Below are 19,649 nucleotides of genomic sequence, written 5' to 3'. Positions count from 1 at the left end.
CGTCGACACATCGAGGAAGACCCCTCCGTGCGGGGACCCGCGGCCCGCCTTCACCTCGGAGTTGATGGCGCGGGCCACCTCGTCGCGGGGGAGCAGCTCCGGGGGACGCCGGTTGCGGTCCGGGTCGTCGTACCAGCGGTCGGCCTCCTCCTCCGACTGCGCGTACTTCTCCTTGAAGACGTCCGGGACGTAGTCGAACATGAACCGCTTGCCCTCGGAGTTCCTGAGCACCCCTCCGTCGCCGCGCACCGACTCGGTGACGAGGATGCCCTTCACCGACGGCGGCCAGACCATGCCCGTCGGGTGGAACTGCACGAACTCCATGTTCAGCAGCGGCGCCCCGGCGAGCAGGGCGAGGGCGTGCCCGTCGCCCGTGTACTCCCACGAGTTCGACGTGACCTTGAAGGACTTGCCGATGCCGCCGGTCGCGATCACCACGGCGGGTGCCTCGAGGACGAAGAAGCGGCCGGACTCGCGCTCGTAGGCGAAGACCCCCGACACCCGGTCCCCGTTCTTGAGGACCCTGGTGACGGTGCACTCCTGGAAGACCTTCAGCCGGGACTCGTAGTCACCGGTCTCCCTCTTGTCCTCCTGCTGGAGGGCGACGATCTTCTGCTGGAGGGTGCGGATCAGCTCCAGGCCCGTACGGTCGCCGACGTGGGCGAGTCGCGGGTACTCATGGCCGCCGAAGTTGCGCTGCGAGATCTTCCCGTCCTTCGTACGGTCGAACAGCGCGCCCCAGGCCTCCAGCTCCCACACCCGGTCCGGGGCCTCCCGCGCGTGCAGCTCCGCCATCCGCCACTGGTTGAGGAACTTGCCGCCGCGCAGGGTGTCGCGGAAGTGGACCTGCCAGTTGTCGTGCTCGTTGACGTTGGCCATCGCCGCCGCGATGCCGCCCTCGGCCATCACCGTGTGGGCCTTGCCGAACAGCGACTTGCAGATCACCGCAGTGCGTGCGCCCCGCTCCCGCGCCTCGATCGCGGCGCGCAGCCCGGCGCCGCCGGCACCGACCACGACGACGTCCCACTCCTGCCGGTCCACCACGGGCATCAGAACAACCTCGGATCGTCGAAGACACCGGACGCGAGCAGATAGACGTAGAAGTCGGCGAGCGCCACGCTCACCAGAGACGCCCAGGCGAGCTGCATGTGCCGGGCGTTGAGCCGCCCGACGAACTGCCACGCCTTGTAGCGCACGGGGTGCCTGGAGAAGTGCTTGAGCTTTCCGCCGACGATGTGCCGGCAGGAGTGGCACGACAGGGTGTACGCCCAGATCAGCACGATGTTGAGCAGGAACACCAGGGTGCCGAGGCCCATATGGCCCCAGTGGTGGTGCTCGTCGCGGAAGGAGAGGACCGTGTCGTAGGTCAGGGTTCCGGCGACCAGCAGGGCCGCGTAGAAGAAGTACCGGTGGACGTTCTGCAGGATCAGCGGGAAGCGGGTCTCGCCGGTGTACTTCTTGTGCGGCTCGGCCACCGCGCAGGCGGGCGGGGACGCCCAGAAGCTGCGGTAGTAGGCCTTGCGGTAGTAGTAGCAGGTCAGCCGGAAGCCGAGCGGGAAGATCAGGATGATGATCGCGGGGGAGATCGCCCACCAGCTGCCGAAGAGGTCGGCGTTGGGGCCCCCGTGCATGGCTTGGCAGTTCTCGGCCAGACAGGGCGAGTAGAAGGGCGAGACGTACGGTGCGGCGTAGTAGTCCGCGTCGGCGAAGGCACGCCAGGTCGAATAGACGACGAAGGCGAGCAGACCGGCCGCGGTGACGGCCGGGGCCAGCCACCAGCGGTCGGTGCGCAGATGCGGGGCGGCGATCGCGGCGCGCGTACCGGTGTGTACGCCGCCGCTCTTGCTATGGGGTTCCGTACCAGTGGCCAATGGATGACTCCGGTCGGGGTCGGGGGAAGGACAGCCTGTCGCGGCGGCACGTCCTGCGGCGCGTGCCGTGCTCGGTCATGGCGCGTGCCGGTCGCGGGCGCCGAGACCCTCATCGTCCGAGTCGGTCCACAGGCTGATGTCGTACGGCGCGTCGGAGATGGTCACAAGTTCGCGGTTTTGCGGCTGACCGGGTGAGGGAACGGTGTCGCGCAGCAGCGCCACACTCTCGCGCAGATGATCGGCGTCGGCACGCACACGGCGGATGTCCGGACCGCCGCGGCCGATCTGCCGCTCCAGCCGCCCGACCGACCGGTACAGGTCATCGAGACAGCGCTGGACCGACAGCAGTTCGTCGTACACGGACATGACGTGACCTCGCTTCCACGGGTCCTCGGTACCGGGCCGGCACCGCTCATGCGCCTGCGAGTGTCGCGCGTCACACCACTCGGTGTGAAGGCGTGTGCACGGATTGGCCGACGCGCGCTGGTGTGTGCGCTGTGTGCGGTCGCGATGGGGTGCGGGCGCGCTGGGCCACTCGGGTGACCTTCCCGGTGGCCGACGCCGTGTCGCCGCATGGCACCGAACCCTTTCCTCTTCAGTAGGTCATACATGTGATCAGTCAAATACCCCTAAACCGGATCATAATCCCCGCTCTTCAGTCCGAGCGGCTCCCGGAGGTGGCTCTGATGTCCCACGCCGTCGGACCGCGCGCGGTGATGCGCTCGGTCGCGTTCCTCGCCGCGGGAGCCCTCGCGGTGCCCGCGCTCGCCGGGTGCAGTTCCGACGACGACGGGGGGAGCAAACCGGTCGCCGCGCAGGACATCGCCCCGGCAGCCCGCACCCTTCTCGCCGACGGCGGCTCGCTGCGCTGGGCCGTCGACGCCGTCCCTCAGACCCTGAACACCTTCCAGTCCGACGCCGACGCCGGTACCTCCCGGGTCGCCGGGGCGGTGCTGCCCTCGATGTTCCGGCTGGACGCGAACGGGCGCCCCGAGCGCAACCCCGACTTCCTGGAGTCCGCCAAGGTCACATCGACCGAGCCGAAGCAGGTCGTCGTCTACCGCCTGAGCCAGAAGGCCGTCTGGAGCGACGGCCGGGAGATCGGCGCCGATGACTTCGCCGCGCAGTGGCGTGCTCTCTCCGGGAAGGACAGCGCCTACTGGACCGCCCGCAACGCGGGCTACGACCGCATCCAGAAGATCGAGCGCGGCGCGAACAACCTCGAGGTCAAGGTCACCTTCAGCAAGCCCTACGCCGACTGGAGGTCGCTCTTCTCGCCGCTGTACCCGAAGGAGGTCATGGGTACCCCGACCAGCTTCAACGACGGGGCGAGGAACACCCTGAAGGTCACCGCGGGCCCGTTCGCCCTCGAGAGCCTCGACCGCAAGGGCGGCACGGTCACCCTCGCCCGCAATCCGCGCTGGTGGGGCCGCCCCGCCAAACTCTCCCAGATCCAGCTCGTGGCCGTCCCGCGCGACCAGCGGGCCGCCGCGGTCGCCGAGGGGAGGATCGACATCGCCGATGTGGACCCGGAGGAGGCCCAGCGGTTCACGCTCGACCAGGGCAAGAGCGGGGGCCCGGCGCAGGGCCCCTCCACCGGTGCCTCCCAGAGCGCGTCGCCGGACGAGAGCGCGTCGGCCGACGAGAGCGGCTCGTCCGATGCCAGTGCGTCACCGGACGAGAGCGGCACTCCGGGCGAGTCGGGGCCCCAGGCGAAGCAGACGCAGGGCGGCGCCTATGTGCTCCGCAAGTCGCTGGAGCCCGCCTACACCCAGCTCGCCCTGAACGGATCGCAGGGGCCCCTGTCGGACGAGCGTGTACGGCGTGCCGTGGCCCGGGCACTGGACCGCAAGGTGCTGGCCGGGCTGGTGCTCAAGCCGCTCGGGCTGCCCGTGGTGCCGGTCGGCAGCCACCTCGCCCTCTCGGGCCAGGACGACTACGCCGACAACAGCGGAGCCCTTGGCGACCAGGACACGAGCCGGTCGCAGGCGCTGCTGAGCGAGGCGGGCTGGGTGGCTGGCGGGCCGATCAAGGAGGAGAAGAAGAAGACGGCGGGGTCGACGGGCAAGAAGACCACCGGATCCCCGGCCGCGAAGGCTCCCGGCTCCGAGAACCACGGGACGCCCGGCGCCAGTGACTCGCACGACGGCGGGACGCACCGCGACGGCCAGGACGACGGCAAGGACCCGGGCGACCACACCAAGCAGCACGGCGCGCAGCGCCCCGAGCTCGGTCCGCAGCCCGGTTTCCGGGGCGGGGCGCCCGGCGCCTACGCCCCCCGGGGCACCGCCGCCCCGGCCGGTTCCGCGCCCGGGACGTACGCCAAGGACGGCAAGCCCCTGATGCTGAAGTTCGTGCTCCCGTCCGGGCCGGGCTCGCAGTCCCTGCGGACGGTGGGCGACCGTGTCGCGGCCATGCTGGACAAGGTCGGGATCCGTACGCAGATCACCAAGGTCTCCGACGACAGCTACTTCAAGGACCACATCGCGTCCGGGGACTACGACCTGGCGCTGTACTCATGGCCCGCCTCCGCCTTCCCAGCGACCGACGCCCGGCCGATCTACGCCAAGCCGGTGCCCGCGGCGGACGGCTCGCTGACCATCGAGCAGAACTACACGCGGGTCGGCACCGACCAGGTGAACCAGCTGTTCGACGAGGCGATCGCCACGCTGGACCAGGGCGAGGAACGCGATCTGGTGCGCAAGGCCGACGCACGCATCTGGGCCGCCGCGGGTTCCATCCCCCTCTACCAGCGCCCCCAGCTCACGATCACACGGAGCGACCTCGCCAACGCGGGCGCGTTCGGCTTCCAGACCCCCGCCTACGAGGACATGGGCTTCCTGAAGAAGGGCGTGAAGCTGCCCGCGAGCCCCTCGGCGAGCCCGTCCGGCTCCTAGTGCCGCAGCAGGCAACGAGAGGGCGCGGAAAACCCTCGAGCGCCGGGACGGATGCCGTCCCGGCGCTCGAAGGCCTGATGAAGCCGGGGGATCAGCCGTGCTTGGCGCGGCTCGCGGTGCGGGCGCGCTCACGCTGGTCGAGCACGACCTTGCGGATGCGGACGGCCTCCGGGGTCACCTCGACGCACTCGTCGTCGCGGCAGAACTCCAGGGACTGCTCCAGCGACAGCTTGCGCGGCGGAACGATCGACTCGGCGATGTCCGACGTGGCCGACCGGATGTTGGTGAGCTTCTTCTCCTTGGTGATGTTGACGTCCATGTCGTCGGAGCGGGAGTTCTCACCGACGATCATGCCCTCGTACACCTCGGTGCCCGGCTCGATGAAGAGCGTGCCGCGCTCCTGGAGGTTCGTCATCGCGAAGGCGGTGACGCTGCCGGAGCGGTCGGCGACCAGCGAGCCGTTGTTACGGGTCTGCAGGGGGCCGAACCAGGGCTCGTGGCCCTCGTGCAGGGAGTGGGCGATGCCCGTGCCGCGCGTGCCGGTCAGGAACTCGGTACGGAAGCCGATCAGACCACGCGAGGGCACCACGAACTCCATGCGCACCCAGCCGGAGCCATGGTTGGACATGTTGTCCATACGGCCCTTGCGGACGCCCATCAGCTGCGTGACCGCGCCCATGTGCTCCTCGGGCACGTCGATCGTCAGACGCTCGACGGGCTCGTGGACCTTGCCGTCGACGTCCTTGGTGACCACCTGCGGCTTGCCGACGGTCAGCTCGTAGCCTTCGCGGCGCATGGTCTCCACCAGGATGGCCAGCGCCAGCTCACCGCGGCCCTGCACCTCCCAGGCGTCCGGCCGCTCGGTGTCCAGGACCCGCAGCGAGACGTTACCGATCAGCTCGCGGTCGAGGCGGTCCTTGACCTGGCGGGCGGTGACCTTGCGGTCCTTGACCGTGGCCTTGGCGTTGGCACCCTTGCCGGTGCCGCCCCGGCCGACGAGCGGCGAGGTGTTGGTGCCGATGACCATCGAGATCGCGGGCTCGTCGACCGTGATCAGCGGCAGCGCGACGGGGTTCTCGGGGTCGGCCAGGGTCTCGCCGATCATGATCTCGGGGATACCGGCGACCGCGCAGATGTCACCCGGACCGGCCATCTCCGCCGGCTTGCGGGTGAGTGCCTCGGTCATCATCAGCTCGGTGATGCGGACGTTGCTCATCGAACCGTCGCGCTTGATCCAGGAGACGGTCTGGCCCTTGCGCAGCTCGCCCTGCTCGACACGGAGCAGCGCGATACGGCCGAGGAAGTTGTCGGCGTCGAGGTTGGTGACGTGCGCCTGGAGCGGCGCCTCCTCCTCGTACTTGGGAGCCGGGATGTGCTCCAGGATCGTGGAGAAGAACGGCTCCAGGCTGTCGGAGTCGGCCGGGACCGTGCCGTTCTCCGGCTTGGTCAGCGAGGCGATGCCGTCACGGCCGCAGGCGTAGACGATCGGGAACTCGATCTGGTCCTCGTCCGCGTCCACGTCCAGGAACAGGTCGTAGGTCTCGTTGACGACCTCGTCGATACGGGCGTCGGGGCGGTCTGTCTTGTTGATGCACAGGATGACGGGCAGCCGGGCCTGGAGCGCCTTGCGCAGCACGAAGCGGGTCTGCGGCAGCGGTCCCTCGGACGCGTCCACGAGCAGGACCACGCCGTCCACCATCGACAGACCGCGCTCGACCTCGCCACCGAAGTCGGCGTGGCCAGGGGTGTCGATGATGTTGATCGTGATCGGGTCCCCGCCGTCCTTGGGGTGGTACTTCACCGCCGTGTTCTTGGCGAGGATCGTGATGCCCTTCTCACGCTCCAGGTCGTTCGAGTCCATGACGCGGTCGTCGACCTGCTCGAGCTGGTGCGCGGCGAAGGCGCCGGCCTGCTTCAGCATTCCGTCGACGATGGTGGTCTTACCGTGGTCGACGTGGGCGACGATGGCGACGTTGCGGATGTCGTGGCGCGTGGCCATATTGCGGCGTACTCCCGGAGTGGTGAGGACGGCCTGCGCGTACGTCTGTGTTACGCGGGCCCTGCCGGGCTGAACATGCCACGGCCTCACCCCATGGTACGGGGCTCAGGGCGAAAGCGGGTGCTACGGGGGGGGCTGCCCGGGACCGCCCGGGCAGCCCCCGGCAGGGCGTCCGCCGGGTCCCGGCGGCCCGGCCACCGATCCGGCGGGGCCGGGCGTCGCCGCTGATGGAGCCGATCAGGAAGCGGATGCGCCCCGCCGGCCCCGGCCGCGACGAGCGGAAGAGCGGAGCAGGTCCGGCGTCCCCTGAGGGGCGACGCGGTGACGAGTGTCACCTTCGACGCCCACGGCGGGGGTGACCCGGGGCGCGCCCTTGCCGGGGTACGCGGGGCGCTCACCCGTGGGGTACCCGGCCGCCTCAGGGCAGAGCCGAGCGGACGAGCGAGCGGATTGGCGGGAAACAGACGCATGTCCCGCGACGCCTTCCCGCGGGCATGTGCCCGGGGTCGGGCCGGGGTCCCCTCGCAGCAATAGGGAAAACCCTGCAATGTCGAGGCGTGGGGATGCGAACGGAAAGATCGGCACTACTGTGCTTTCGTCTCCGCCATTCGTTTTCCGCCCGGCCGGCGCTCGCCGAAGGTGACCGGCCCGACGGGGCGTACCGGCTGTCGACTCGAACGCGTGGCGCGTCGGGCGGCTTGGGCCCGATGGCGTGCGGACAATCGTCAGGTGGCAGCGCGCTGTGAAGCAACGCGTTTTCTTTGGCCACCTGTCCGGAATGCGGACACTTCACTCCGATACTTGTGTAACAGGTCCGTTTCGTATCGATCTTTCTGCAAACAGTTTGTCCGGATTTTGGAAGAAGTTCGCGCCAGGTGTGATCGAACCGAGACCTTGGGGCAGTGGTTTCTGCCTCTGTGTTTGGCAGATAGTTAGGCGCGTAGAGCTCGGATAAAAGGGTCACGTCGCTGGCGGCGCCGACTCATCGGGCGCGGGGGGCACCTGACCATTTCAGGCACCGGTAACGGTGATGAGTCTTGTGCCCTTCCAAGCGGTGAACCAATGAACTCATGAGGAGGAGCCCCATGCGTGGTGCCAAGGGCGCCAAGTGGGCCGCGGTCGCGATCGTCGTTGCCATGGGCGCGACCGCCTGCGGTAGTGGCGGCAGCCAGGCCGGCGGCGGTAGTGACGGTGTTGTTTCGGTCGAGATCGGTCAGCCGCAGAACGCGCTGATACCGTCCAACACTTACGAGACCGAGGGCGGCCAGGTCATCCACGCCCTGTTCACCGGTCTCACCAAGATCGACTCGAACAACAAGATCGTCAACGACGAGGCCCAGTCCATCACCACGAAGGACAGCAAGGTCTGGACGATCAAGCTGAAGCCGGGCTACACCTTCCACAACGGCGAGCAGGTCACCGCTCAGTCCTTCATCGACGCCTGGAACTACGGCGCCGACCAGACGAACGCGCAGCAGACCAACCCGCTCTTCAGCCACATCGCGGGCTACGCGGACCTCAACCCGGGCGCGAAGAAGACCGTCAAGACCCACACGCTGTCCGGTCTGAAGGCGGTCGACGCCAACACCCTCCAGGTCACGCTGACGGCTCCGTTCTCGGCGTTCCCGGCCCAGCTGTCGTTCACCGGCTTCTCGCCGCTGCCGAAGGCGTTCTTCAAGGACCCCAAGGGCTTCGGCAAGAAGCCGATCGGCAACGGTCCGTACGCGGCGAAGAACGCCTTCGTCGACAACGAGGGCATCAGCCTCGTCAAGTACGACAAGTACCCCGACGCGTCCGCGTACAAGGTCAAGGGCATCGACTTCAAGGTCTACTCGAACCAGGACACCGCCTACAAGGACCTGGTCGCGGGCAACCTCGACGTCCTGCCGGTGATCCCGACCTCGGGTCTGGCCACGTACAAGAAGGACCTGCCGGGCCACACCATCGACGTCCCCGAGGGCGGCACGGGCTACATCGGCTTCCCGCTGAAGTACAACAAGGCTTTCCAGAACCCCAAGATCCGTGAAGCCATCTCCATGTCCATCGACCGGGAGGCCATCTCCCAGAAGGTGTTCCTGGGCGCCCGTACCCCGGCCGACGACTACATGCCGCCGCTGATCGAGGGTTACCGCAAGGGTGCTTGCGGTGACGCGTGCACCTACAACCCGACCAAGGCGAAGCAGCTCTTCCAGGAGGCCGGTGGTCTGCCCGGTAACTCCCTGGAGATCGGCTACAACGCGGACGGCGACCACAAGACCTGGGTCGAGGCAGTCGCCAACCAGATCTCCAAGAGCCTGGGCATCAAGGTGACGCCCAAGCCGTTCGAGCAGTTCCAGACCATGCTGGACGACCTGGACCAGAAGAAGTACCAGGGCTCCTTCCGCATGGGTTGGCAGATGGACTACCCGAACATCGAGGACTTCCTCCGTCCGATCTTCTCCAAGGACGCCATCCAGAACGGCTCGAACTACGCGGGCTACACCAACGAGCAGTTCGAGCAGCTGCTGGCGAAGGGTGACCAGGCGACCACGGACGCCGACGCCATCAAGCAGTACCAGGCGGCGGACGATGTCGTTCTCAAGGACCTGCCGTACATCCCGGTGTACTTCTACCGTCTGAACTCGGGCTTCAGCACCAAGATCAGCTCGATACAGGTCATCTCGCACCAGATCGACTGGACGTCCGTCAAGCTCAGCTGAGCGAAGCAGGAAACCGTGTCCGCGACCTGAAGTAGCGGGCAGCAGGGTGGGTTGGGGGACCGCCGGAGCGGCGGCTCCCCCCACCCACCCTCTTCGCCGTTGGGTCCGACCCGCGCACGCCTTCCCCTGTGCCGGACGGGCCAGCATTCCTTGGAGAACCAATGGGCCGATTCGTCGTGCGCCGTGTGCTGCAGGCGATCCCTGTACTCATAGGCGTCACGTTCCTCATCTACTGCTTGGTCTTCCTGCTGCCGGGCGACCCGATCAGGGCTCTGATGGGTGAGAAGCAGGACCCCCAACTGGCTTTGGTGCTGCGCGCGCGGTACCACCTCGACGATCCACTGGTGCTGCAGTACTGGCACTACATCAGCGGTGTCTTCCGTGGAGACCTGGGCACCACCTACACCGGCCGGTCGATCAGCGACATCGTCGCCCAGCGCTTCCCTGTGACCCTGAACCTGTCGCTGACGGCGTTCGCCTTCGAAGCGATCATCGGCATCCTGGCCGGCATCCTTTCGGCGCTGCGCCGCGGGAAGTTCGCGGACAACGTGGTCTTCATCGCCACGCTGCTCCTGATCTCCGTCCCGGTCCTGGTGCTCGGTAACGTCCTCCAGCTCGAACTGGGCGTCAAGTGGAAGCTGACGCCGGTCGCCGGTATCCAGGAGGGCTGGCCCACCAGCTACATCCTGCCCGGCCTGGTCCTGGCCTCCACGTCCATGGCGTACATCACCCGGCTGACCCGGACCAGCATGATCGAGTCGATCCGCGCGGACTACGTCCGCACCGCCATCGCCAAGGGCCTGCCGCGCCGCCGAGTCATCGGCGTCCACGCGCTGCGCAACTCCCTCATTCCCGTCGTCACCTTCCTCGGCATGGACCTCGGTTCGCTGATGGGTGGCGCGATCATCACGGAGCGGATCTTCAACCTCCCCGGCATCGGTGGTCAGTTGGCCCAGTCCGTCTCCCTGCGCGAGGGGCCCGTCGTCGTGGGTCTGGTCACCATGCTCATCCTGATCTATCTGGTGGCCAACCTTGCCGTCGACGTCCTCTACGCCGTGCTCGACCCGAGGATCCGCTATGAGTGAACAGATCATTGAACGACCCGTTCCGGCCGAAGGCCCCGCGGCCAAGGCACCGGACCCGGAGGGCAAGCCGGAGCGCGTCGCCAGCCTCTGGAGTGACGGCTGGCACGACCTGCGCAGGCGGCCGATGTTCCTCATCTCGGCCTTCGTCATCGTGTGCCTTCTGGTGCTGGCCGTCGCTCCCGGCCTGTTCACCTCGCGTTCCCCGTTCACCGGCGGCTTCTGCGACCTGCAGAACTCGTTGAGCGGCCCGACCAGCGGTCACTTGTTCGGCTACGACGTCCAGGGCTGCGACATCTACACCCGCACGGTGTGGGGCACCCGCAACTCGATCATCGTCGGTGTGGTCTCCACGATCCTGACCACGGCGCTCGGCGGTGTCATCGGTATGCTGGCCGGTCTGTGGGGCGGCTGGGCCGACTCGCTGATCTCCCGTGTGTCGGAGATCTTCTACGCGATGCCGATCCTCATCGGTGGTCTGCTGATCATGTCGATGGTGGGCAGCAGCAACGTGTGGACCGTCTCCATCGTGCTGTCGGTCCTCGGCTGGCCGCAGGTCTTCCGGATCATGCGCGGTGAAGTCATCGGCAACAAGTACAACGACTACGTCGCCGCGGCCCGGGCGCTCGGCGCGGGGCCGATGCGGATCGCCTTCCGGCACATCCTGCCCAACACCCTCGCCCCGATCGTGGTCATCTCCACGATGAACCTGGGTGTCTACATCGCCACCGAGGCCGCGCTGTCCTACCTGGGCATCGGCGTCCAGTCCCCTGACATCTCCTGGGGTCTGATGATCAGTGACGCGCAGGACCGCTGGCTCACCTCGCCGCACGCCCTGCTTTTCCCGGCAGGCGCGCTCAGCATCACGGTGCTCGCGTTCATCATGCTCGGCGACGTGGTTCGCGACGCCTTCGACCCCAAGCTGCGCTGAGGAGGGCGTAATCCATGACCATCATCGAGGACGCCGTTCCCGCCGCCCGCCGCTCCGGCGACGAGGGCACGCCGCTGCTTGAGGTCCGTGACCTGCACGTCGAGTTCCACACCCGCGAGGGAGTGGCCAAGGCGGTCAACGGTGTCAACTACACCGTCTCCGCGGGCGAGACGCTCGCCGTGCTCGGCGAGTCCGGATCCGGCAAGTCGGTCACCGCACAGGCCATCATGGGCATCCTGGACATGCCCCCGGCCCAGATTCCCAAGGGCGAGATCCTGTTCCGCGGTCAGGACATGCTCAAGATGTCCGGCGAGGAGCGCCGGAAGGTCCGCGGCGCCAAGATCGCGATGATCTTCCAGGACGCTCTCTCCTCGCTGAACCCGGTGCTGACCGTCGGCTACCAGCTCGGCGAGATGTTCCGCGTGCACCAGGGGATGTCCCGCAAGGCTGCCAAGGCCAAGGCCATCGAGCTGATGGACAAGGTCAAGATCCCGGCCGCCGCGGCCCGCGTGAACGACTACCCGCACCAGTTTTCCGGCGGTATGCGCCAGCGCATCATGATTGCCATGGCGCTGTCCCTGGAGCCGGATCTGATCATCGCCGACGAGCCGACCACGGCCCTGGACGTCACCGTCCAGGCCCAGGTCATGGACCTGCTCGCGGAGCTGCAGCGCGAGTACAACATGGGCCTGATCCTGATCACCCACGACCTGGGTGTGGTCGCCGACGTCGCGGACAAGATCGCCGTCATGTACGCCGGCCGGATCGTCGAGCAGGCGCCCGTGCACGAGCTGTACAAGCGTCCGGCGCACCCCTACACCCGGGGTCTGCTGGACTCGATCCCGCGCCTGGACCAGAAGGGCCAGGAACTCTACGCGATCAAGGGTCTGCCGCCCAACCTGCTCAAGATTCCGAGCGGTTGCGCCTTCAGCCCGCGCTGCCCCAAGGCCCAGGACATCTGCCGTACGGAGATCCCGGCCCTGCACCCCGTCACCGAGGCGGACGGCTCCGAGCTGCCCGGCCGCGGTTCGGCGTGCCACTTCTGGAAGGAGACGATCCATGGCTGAGTCGATCGAGAAGGACACCGCGGCCGACACCACGCCGAATGTCTCCGACGTGGACGTGGTGGACGCGAATTCCGTGGAGGAGGCGGTCGCCGCCATCGAGGCACCGGTCGAGCGCGGTGAGCCGATCCTGCAGGTCCGTAACCTGGTCAAGCACTTCCCGCTGACCCAGGGCATCCTGTTCAAGCGGCAGATCGGCGCCGTCAAGGCCGTCGACGGCATCTCCTTCGACCTGCACCAGGGCGAGACCCTGGGCATCGTGGGCGAGTCCGGCTGCGGCAAGTCGACGGTGGCCAAGCTGCTCATGAACCTCGAGCGGGCCACGGCCGGTGAGATCTTCTACAAGGGCCAGGACATCACCAAGCTGTCCGGGCGTGCGCTGAAGGCGGTGCGCCGGAACATCCAGATGGTGTTCCAGGACCCGTACACCTCGCTCAACCCCCGTATGACGGTGGGCGACATCATCGGCGAGCCGTACGACATCCATCCCGAGGTGGCCCCGAAGGGCGACCGGCGCCGCAAGGTGCAGGAGCTGCTGGACGTCGTCGGTCTCAACCCCGAGTACATCAACCGCTACCCGCACCAGTTCTCCGGCGGCCAGCGCCAGCGCATCGGCATCGCCCGCGGCCTCGCGCTCAACCCGGAGATCATCATCTGCGACGAGCCGGTCTCCGCCCTGGACGTGTCCGTCCAGGCGCAGGTCATCAACCTGATGGAGCGACTGCAGGACGAGTTCAACCTGTCCTACGTCTTCATCGCGCACGACCTGTCGATCGTCCGGCACATCTCGGACCGGGTGGGCGTCATGTACCTGGGCCGCATGGTCGAGATCGGCACGGACGAGCAGATCTACGAGCACTCGACGCACCCCTACACGCAGGCTCTGCTGTCCGCGGTCCCCGTCCCGGACCCGGAGGCCCGCGATCACCGCGAGCGCATCATCCTGACCGGCGACGTCCCGTCTCCGGCCAACCCGCCCTCCGGCTGCCGCTTCCGCACGCGGTGCTGGAAGGCGCAGGACAGGTGCGCGGAGGAGACCCCGCTTCTGGCGATCCCGGAGCCTTTCAAGGCCGCCGGCGGTCTGGTGGCTCACGAGTCCGCGTGCCACTTCGCGGAGGAGAAGGACGTCGTGGGCGCGGCCTGATCGGCTCACCCCCGCTCCATCCGGTTTCCCGGCGCCCCTTGCGAGGGGCGCCGGGAAACCGGCGTTTTGGGGCCTTGTGCCTGAGCCCTCCCCGCGGCATCGGCCCGCGTTCAAGTCCCGTCGGACTCCTCCGCGTTCGCACCGGCATGTCCGCCATCCGTGTGACCTCCTCACCCGGACGAGTGGTGTCAGTAGGTGATATGTCGGCTGAATGCTGAGATTGACCGGGAAGGGACAGCGCCCCGGCGCTGAGGGCAGCGCACTGCGAGGAGGCACTCCATGCGGGGAGTCAGGCACGCGAGTTGGGCGGCGGCCGTCGCGTCGGCAGCCCTCGTGGCGGCCGGTTGCGGTGGAGGCGGCGGGGGCAGCGGCTCGGGGGTGCTCAGCTCGTCCTGGGGCGACCCGCAGAACCCGCTGGAGCCGTCCAACACCAATGAGGTGCAGGGCGGCAAGGTCCTCGACATGGTCTTCCGCGGGCTGAAGCGCTACAACCCGCGGACCGGCGCCGCCGAGGACATGCTCGCGGAGAAGATCGAGACCTCCGACTCGCAGAACTTCACGATCACCGTCAAGGACGGCTGGAAGTTCAGCAATGGCGAGGCCGTCACGGCCAAGTCCTTCGTCGATGCCTGGAATTACGGTGCCGGACTGAAGAACAACCAGAAGAACGCGTATTTCTTCCAGTACATCGAGGGGTACGACAAGGTCCACCCGGATTCCGGATCCCAGAGCGCCGACACCCTCTCCGGGCTCAAGGTCACAGGCCCCCGCACCTTCACCGTGCGGCTCAGCCAGAAGTTCTCCTCGTTCCCGGACACCCTCGGCTACGTGGCCTTCGCCCCGCTGCCCAGGGCGTTCTTCGACAACCACGCGGCCTGGCTGAAGAAGCCCATCGGCAACGGCCCGTACCTGATCGACTCGTACACCAAGGGCTCGCAGATGTCCCTGCGGAAGTGGGACGCCTACCCCGGCTCGGACAAGGCGCAGAACGACGGGGTCGACCTGAAGGTCTACACCGACAGCAACACCGCGTACACCGACCTGCTGGCCGGCAACCTCGACCTCGTGGACGACGTGCCCGCCACCCAGCTCAAGAACGTCAAGAAGGACCTGGACGGCCGCTACATCAACACTCCGGCCGGCATCATCCAGACCCTCGCCTTCCCGTACTACGACCCCAAGTGGAACAAGCATGGGATGGAGAAGGTCCGCACGGGCCTGTCCATGGCGATCAACCGGGATCAGATCACCAGTCAGATCTTCCAGAAGACGCGTACCCCGGCCACCGACTGGACCTCCCCGGTGCTCGGCGAGGCCGGCGGCTACCAGTCGGGGCTGTGCGGCGACGCGTGCAGATACAACCCGGGCCAGGCCAAGAAGCTGGTCCAGGAGGGCGGCGGGCTTCCCGGCGGCCAGGTCAAGATCACGTACAACGCGGACACCGGCTCCCACAAGGAGTGGGTGGACGCCGTGTGCAACTCGATCAACAACGCCCTCGGCAACGACAAGGCCTGCGTGGGCAATCCCGTCGGCACCTTCGCCGACTTCCGCAACCAGATCGGCCAGCACAAGATGTCCGGGCCGTTCCGGGCCGGCTGGCAGATGGACTACCCGCTCATCCAGAACTTCCTCCAGCCGCTCTACTACACCAACGCCTCCTCCAACGACGGCAAGTGGTCCAACAAGGACTTCGACAAGCTCGTCGACAAGGCGAACGCCCAGAGCGACACCGCGGGGGCCGTGAAGCTGTTCCAGCAGGCCGAGGGGGTCGTGCGGGACAACATGGCCGCCATCCCGCTCTGGTACCAGAACGGCAGCGCTGGCTACTCCTCGCGCCTGTCCCACGTGGTCCTCAACCCGTTCAGCGTCCCCGTCTACAACGAGATCAAGGTCGGCTGAGCCCCACCGGCAGCCCGCGACCCCCGGAGGCCTCATGGGACAGTACGTCGTCCGGCGCCTGCTGCAGATGATCCCGGTGTTCATCGGCGCCACGCTGCTCATCTTCCTGATGGTGAACGTGATGGGCGACCCCATCGCGGGCCTGTGCGGGGAGCGGCAGTGCGACCCCGCCACGGCGGCCCAACTGCGCCGGGAGTTCGGCCTCGACAAGCCTGTGTGGCAGCAGTACGCGACCTACATGGGCCACCTCTTCACCGGTGACTTCGGCACCGCCTTCAACGGGCAGCCGGTCACCGAACTGATGGGGACCTCCTTCCCGGTGACCATCCGCCTCACCATCGTGGCGATCCTCTTCGAGATCGTCATCGGGATCGCGCTCGGAGTGGTCACCGGTCTGCGCCGAGGACGGCCCGTCGACACGTCGGTCCTGCTGCTCACCCTCGTCGTGATCTCGGTGCCGACCTTCGTCACCGGTCTGCTGCTCCAACTGCTGCTCGGCGTCGAGTGGGGCTGGATCAGACCGTCGGTCTCGCCGGATGCCGCCTTCGGTGAGCTGATCGCGCCCGGTCTCGTGCTCGCCTCCGTCTCCCTCGCATACGTCACCCGGCTGACCCGCACCTCCATCGCCGAGAACAAGCGGTCCGACTACGTCCGCACGGCCATCGCCAAGGGGCTGCCGCGCCGCCGGGTCATCACCCGGCATCTGCTGCGCAACTCGCTGATCCCGGTCGTCACGTTCATCGGCACGGACATCGGCGCCCTCATGGGCGGCGCGATCGTCACCGAGCGGATCTTCAACATCCACGGGGTCGGCTTCCAGCTCTACCAGGGCATCCTCCGGCAGAACACCCAGACGGTCGTGGGCTTCGTGACGATCCTCGTCCTGGTCTTCCTGATCGCGAACCTGGTCGTCGACCTCCTGTACGCCGTACTCGACCCGAGGATCCGCTATGCCTGAGCAGCCGTACGAGCCGGATGGCGCCATCGCGGGGACCGGCATGGGCGGCGCGATGGACCTCGCCGCGAGCGAGGCGACCACTCTTGAGAGGGTCCCGGGAGGACCGCTGGGCACCGGCCCGGCGGGCAAGCCGCGCAGCCTGTGGTCGGACGCCTGGCGCGACCTGCGCCGCAACCCCGTCTTCGTCGCCTCCGCCCTGGTGATCCTCTTCCTGGTCCTCATCTCGATCTGGCCGTCGCTGATCACCTCCGGCAACCCCCTCCAGTGCAACCTCGCCAAGGCCCAGGAGGGCTCCGGGCCAGGGCACCCGTTCGGCTACGACGGCCAGGGCTGCGACGTCTACACCCGGACCGTCTACGGCGCCCGCGCATCGGTCACGGTCGGTGTCTGCGCCACGCTCGGCGTCGCGATCCTCGGCTCGGTCCTGGGCGGTCTCGCCGGGTTCTTCGGCGGCGGGTGGGACGCGATCCTGTCCCGGGCCACCGACATCTTCTTCGCCATCCCGGTCGTCCTCGGCGGTCTGGTCCTCCTGTCCGTGGTCACCAGCAACACCGTCTGGCCGGTCATCGGGTTCATGGTGCTGCTCGGCTGGCCGCAGATCTGCCGTATCGCCCGCGGCTCGGTGATCACCGCCAAGCAGAACGACTACGTGCAGGCGGCGCGCGCCCTCGGCGCCTCCAACTCCCGCATCCTGCTGCGCCATATCGCGCCCAACGCGGTGGCCCCGGTGATCGTCGTGTCCACCATCGCGCTCGGCACGTACATCGCCCTGGAGGCCACCCTGTCGTATCTCGGCGTCGGCCTGAAGCCGCCGAGCGTGTCCTGGGGGATCGACATCTCCGCCGCCTCCCCGTACATCCGCAACGCACCGCACGCGCTGCTGTGGCCGTCCGGAGCGCTCGCGATCACCGTGCTGGCGTTCATCATGCTCGGCGACGCGGTGCGCGACGCCCTCGACCCGAAGCTGAGGTGACGGCCGTGCTGCTCGAAGTGCGCGATCTGCACGTGGAGTTCCGCACCCGGGACGGTGCGGCCAAGGCGGTGAACGGCGTCAGCTATGCCGTGGACGCCGGCGAGACGCTGGCCGTGCTCGGTGAGTCAGGCTCCGGCAAGTCCGTCACCGCGCAGGCCGTCATGGGCATCCTCGACTCACCCCCCGGCCGGATCACCGGCGGCGAGGTCCTCTTCCAGGGACGGGACCTGCTCACCCTGAAGGAGGAGGAGCGGCGGAAGATCCGCGGCGCCGAAATGGCCATGATCTTCCAGGACGCGCTGTCCGCCCTCAACCCCGTGCTCACCGTGGGCGAGCAGCTCGCCGAGATGTTCATCGTGCACCGCGGCATGTCGCGGGGGGACGCCCGTGCCAAGGCGGTCGAGCTGATGGAGCGCGTCCGCATCCCGGGCGCCGCGCAGCGCGTGCGCGACTATCCGCACCAGTTCTCCGGCGGGATGCGCCAGCGGATCATGATCGCCATGGCGCTGGCCCTGGAGCCCGCGCTGATCATCGCGGACGAGCCCACCACCGCCCTGGACGTCACGGTCCAGGCCCAGGTCATGGATCTGCTCGCCGAGCTGCAGCGCGAGTACCGGATGGGGCTCATCCTCATCACCCACGACCTCGGCGTGGTCGCGGACGTCGCGGACCGGATCGCCGTCATGTACGCGGGGCGGATCGTGGAGTCCGCGCCCGTGCACGACATCTACAAGGCGCCCGCCCACCCCTACACCCGGGGCCTGCTCGAATCCATCCCGAGGGTCGACCAGAAGGGCCGGGAGCTCTATGCCATCCAGGGCCTGCCGCCGAACCTGATGAACATTCCGCCCGGCTGCGCCTTCCACCCCCGCTGTCCCATGGCTCAGGACGTGTGCCGCACCGACACGCCGCCGCTCTACGAGGTCGCCGACGGCGGCTCGGGCGGCGGGGTCGGCGGGGGCGGGGGCTCGGGCCGGGCGAGCGCCTGCCACTTCTGGAGGGAGTGCCTCGATGACCGCTCCTGAGCCGATCCTTGAAGTGAGCGGTCTGGTCAAGCACTATCCGCTGACCCGGGGGATCCTGTTCAAGAAGCAGGTGGGTTCCGTCAAGGCGGTCGACGGAGTCGACTTCTTCCTCGGCGCGGGGGAAACCCTCGGCATCGTCGGGGAGTCCGGCTGCGGCAAATCGACGGTCGCGAGGATGCTGGTCAACCTGGAGCCGCCGACGTCCGGTTCGATCAGATACCGGGGCGAGGACATCACACGGCTGTCCGGCCGTGCGCTGAAGGCGGTGCGCCGGAACATCCAGATGGTGTTCCAGGACCCGTACACCTCGCTCAACCCCCGTATGACGGTGGGCGACATCATCGGCGAGCCGTACGACATCCATCCCGAGGTGGCCCCGAAGGGCGACCGGCGCCGCAAGGTGCAGGAGCTGCTGGACGTCGTCGGTCTCAACCCCGAGTACATCAACCGCTACCCGCACCAGTTCTCCGGCGGCCAGCGCCAGCGCATCGGCATCGCCCGCGGCCTCGCCCTGCGCCCCGAGATCATCGTGGCCGACGAGCCGGTCTCGGCGCTCGATGTGTCGGTCCAGGCCCAGGTGGTCAATCTGATGGCGCGACTCCAGGGCGAGTTCGGACTGTCCTACGTGTTCATCGCGCACGACCTGTCGATCGTGCGGCACATCTCCGACCGGGTGGGGGTGATGTACCTCGGGCGGATCGTGGAGACGGGGAGGGACGCGCAGATCTATGATCATCCGACACACCCCTACACCCAGGCGCTGCTGTCCGCCGTCCCCGTGCCGGACCCGGACGCACGCGAGCGCCGGGAGCGGATCATCCTGAGCGGCGATGTGCCGTCCCCGACGAACATCCCCTCCGGCTGCCGTTTCCGCACCCGCTGCTGGAAGGCGCAGGAGCGGTGCGCACGGGAGGTGCCGCCACTCGCGGTTCCCGTGCAGTTCGTGGGGACCACCGGCCCCGCCGCGCACGACTCTGCGTGCCTCTTCGCGGAAGAGAAGCAGGTGGTTCCGCCCGAGGAACCCGCATGAGCTCACATATGCGCATAAACCTCGTTAACACACAGGCAACTTGATCGACTTGGTTCGGATATACGGGCGCAGCAGAG

Annotated in this window: 15 protein-coding genes; 11 read left to right on the top strand and 4 right to left on the bottom strand. The window is 67.9% G+C overall.

Translation table 11 applies throughout. The annotated features are described in order from the left end of the window. From ABZ845_RS29255 to ABZ845_RS29245, 3 genes are all read right to left on the bottom strand, one after another. A partial coding sequence (locus tag ABZ845_RS29255; protein ID WP_360985564.1) for an FAD-binding protein occupies window positions 1-1,050 on the bottom strand: 1,050 nt, incomplete at its 3' end. Further along, on the bottom strand, window positions 1,050-1,871 hold the full coding sequence (locus tag ABZ845_RS29250) for a hypothetical protein (protein WP_360985561.1): 822 nt from the start codon (window positions 1,869-1,871) through the stop codon (window positions 1,050-1,052). The genes ABZ845_RS29250 and ABZ845_RS29255, both read right to left, overlap by 1 nt. 75 nt (window positions 1,872-1,946) lie before the next feature. Continuing rightward, a complete protein-coding gene (locus tag ABZ845_RS29245; RefSeq protein WP_360985558.1) occupies window positions 1,947-2,237 on the bottom strand; it encodes a hypothetical protein in 291 nt (96 codons plus the stop codon). Window positions 2,238-2,557: 320 nt separating this feature from the next. Here ABZ845_RS29245 and ABZ845_RS29240 point away from each other — a divergent pair, with 320 nt between their 5' ends. Next, window positions 2,558-4,768: an ABC transporter family substrate-binding protein gene (locus ABZ845_RS29240; protein ID WP_360985555.1), complete on the top strand. Its 2,211-nt coding sequence runs from the start codon at window positions 2,558-2,560 to the stop codon at window positions 4,766-4,768. Between the two features lie 91 nt (window positions 4,769-4,859). Here the strand turns inward: ABZ845_RS29240 and typA are convergent, their stop codons facing one another. Beyond that, window positions 4,860-6,767, bottom strand: coding sequence for a translational GTPase TypA (gene typA, locus ABZ845_RS29235; protein ID WP_360985552.1), 1,908 nt, complete (start codon window positions 6,765-6,767; stop codon window positions 4,860-4,862). Window positions 6,768-7,852: 1,085 nt separating this feature from the next. Between typA and ABZ845_RS29230 the strand changes: the two genes are divergently transcribed. The 10 genes from ABZ845_RS29230 (at window position 7,853) to ABZ845_RS29185 (ending at window position 19,572) form a co-directional block, all read left to right on the top strand. Further along, window positions 7,853-9,466, top strand: coding sequence for an ABC transporter substrate-binding protein (locus ABZ845_RS29230; protein WP_360985549.1), 1,614 nt, complete (start codon window positions 7,853-7,855; stop codon window positions 9,464-9,466). Window positions 9,467-9,627: 161 nt separating this feature from the next. Continuing rightward, window positions 9,628-10,551, top strand: a complete 924-nt coding sequence (locus ABZ845_RS29225) for an ABC transporter permease (RefSeq protein WP_360985546.1) — start codon at window positions 9,628-9,630, stop codon at window positions 10,549-10,551. Beyond that, on the top strand, window positions 10,544-11,479 hold the full coding sequence (locus tag ABZ845_RS29220; RefSeq protein WP_360985543.1) for an ABC transporter permease: 936 nt from the start codon (window positions 10,544-10,546) through the stop codon (window positions 11,477-11,479). The genes ABZ845_RS29225 and ABZ845_RS29220 overlap by 8 nt, the downstream gene beginning before the upstream one ends. 14 nt (window positions 11,480-11,493) lie before the next feature. Beyond that, the gene (locus ABZ845_RS29215) at window positions 11,494-12,546 is read left to right on the top strand and encodes an ABC transporter ATP-binding protein (protein WP_360985540.1); all 1,053 of its coding nucleotides are present in this window, start codon (window positions 11,494-11,496) and stop codon (window positions 12,544-12,546) included. Then, complete coding sequence (locus ABZ845_RS29210; protein WP_360985537.1) at window positions 12,539-13,687, top strand: dipeptide ABC transporter ATP-binding protein; 1,149 nt, start codon at window positions 12,539-12,541, stop codon at window positions 13,685-13,687. Before ABZ845_RS29215 ends, ABZ845_RS29210 begins: the two co-directional genes overlap by 8 nt. Window positions 13,688-13,966: 279 nt before the next feature. Further along, a complete protein-coding gene (locus tag ABZ845_RS29205; protein WP_360985534.1) occupies window positions 13,967-15,586 on the top strand; it encodes an ABC transporter substrate-binding protein in 1,620 nt (539 codons plus the stop codon). Between the two features lie 34 nt (window positions 15,587-15,620). Next, the gene (locus ABZ845_RS29200; protein WP_360985531.1) at window positions 15,621-16,544 is read left to right on the top strand and encodes an ABC transporter permease; all 924 of its coding nucleotides are present in this window, start codon (window positions 15,621-15,623) and stop codon (window positions 16,542-16,544) included. After that, the gene (locus ABZ845_RS29195; RefSeq protein WP_360985528.1) at window positions 16,537-17,517 is read left to right on the top strand and encodes an ABC transporter permease; all 981 of its coding nucleotides are present in this window, start codon (window positions 16,537-16,539) and stop codon (window positions 17,515-17,517) included. The genes ABZ845_RS29200 and ABZ845_RS29195 overlap by 8 nt, the downstream gene beginning before the upstream one ends. Window positions 17,518-17,522: 5 nt before the next feature. After that, window positions 17,523-18,542 (top strand): ABC transporter ATP-binding protein, encoded by a 1,020-nt coding sequence (locus ABZ845_RS29190; RefSeq protein ID WP_360985525.1) that lies wholly within the window; start codon window positions 17,523-17,525, stop codon window positions 18,540-18,542. Next, a complete protein-coding gene (locus ABZ845_RS29185; RefSeq protein ID WP_360985522.1) occupies window positions 18,529-19,572 on the top strand; it encodes a dipeptide ABC transporter ATP-binding protein in 1,044 nt (347 codons plus the stop codon). The genes ABZ845_RS29190 and ABZ845_RS29185 overlap by 14 nt, the downstream gene beginning before the upstream one ends. Window positions 19,573-19,649: the final 77 nt, after the last annotated feature.

This window comes from Streptomyces sp. NPDC047022, assembly GCF_040644155.1.
Lineage (GTDB): Bacteria > Actinomycetota > Actinomycetes > Streptomycetales > Streptomycetaceae > Streptomyces.
This window is presented reverse-complemented; position numbering and strand designations above follow the sequence as displayed.

Excerpts from the sequence above, each read along its gene's own strand:
- ABZ845_RS29245 (WP_360985558.1), bottom strand. The coding sequence starts at position 2,237 with ATGTCCGTGTACGACGAACTGCTGTCGGTCCAGCGCTGTCTCGATGAC.
- ABZ845_RS29195 (WP_360985528.1), top strand. The coding sequence starts at position 16,537 with ATGCCTGAGCAGCCGTACGAGCCGGATGGCGCCATCGCGGGGACCGGC.
- ABZ845_RS29220 (WP_360985543.1), top strand. The coding sequence starts at position 10,544 with ATGAGTGAACAGATCATTGAACGACCCGTTCCGGCCGAAGGCCCCGCG.
- ABZ845_RS29205 (WP_360985534.1), top strand. The coding sequence starts at position 13,967 with ATGCGGGGAGTCAGGCACGCGAGTTGGGCGGCGGCCGTCGCGTCGGCA.
- ABZ845_RS29230 (WP_360985549.1), top strand. The coding sequence starts at position 7,853 with ATGCGTGGTGCCAAGGGCGCCAAGTGGGCCGCGGTCGCGATCGTCGTT.
- ABZ845_RS29200 (WP_360985531.1), top strand. The coding sequence starts at position 15,621 with ATGGGACAGTACGTCGTCCGGCGCCTGCTGCAGATGATCCCGGTGTTC.
- ABZ845_RS29210 (WP_360985537.1), top strand. The coding sequence starts at position 12,539 with ATGGCTGAGTCGATCGAGAAGGACACCGCGGCCGACACCACGCCGAAT.
- ABZ845_RS29185 (WP_360985522.1), top strand. The coding sequence starts at position 18,529 with ATGACCGCTCCTGAGCCGATCCTTGAAGTGAGCGGTCTGGTCAAGCAC.
- typA (WP_360985552.1), bottom strand. The coding sequence starts at position 6,767 with ATGGCCACGCGCCACGACATCCGCAACGTCGCCATCGTCGCCCACGTC.
- ABZ845_RS29240 (WP_360985555.1), top strand. The coding sequence starts at position 2,558 with ATGTCCCACGCCGTCGGACCGCGCGCGGTGATGCGCTCGGTCGCGTTC.
- ABZ845_RS29225 (WP_360985546.1), top strand. The coding sequence starts at position 9,628 with ATGGGCCGATTCGTCGTGCGCCGTGTGCTGCAGGCGATCCCTGTACTC.
- ABZ845_RS29215 (WP_360985540.1), top strand. The coding sequence starts at position 11,494 with ATGACCATCATCGAGGACGCCGTTCCCGCCGCCCGCCGCTCCGGCGAC.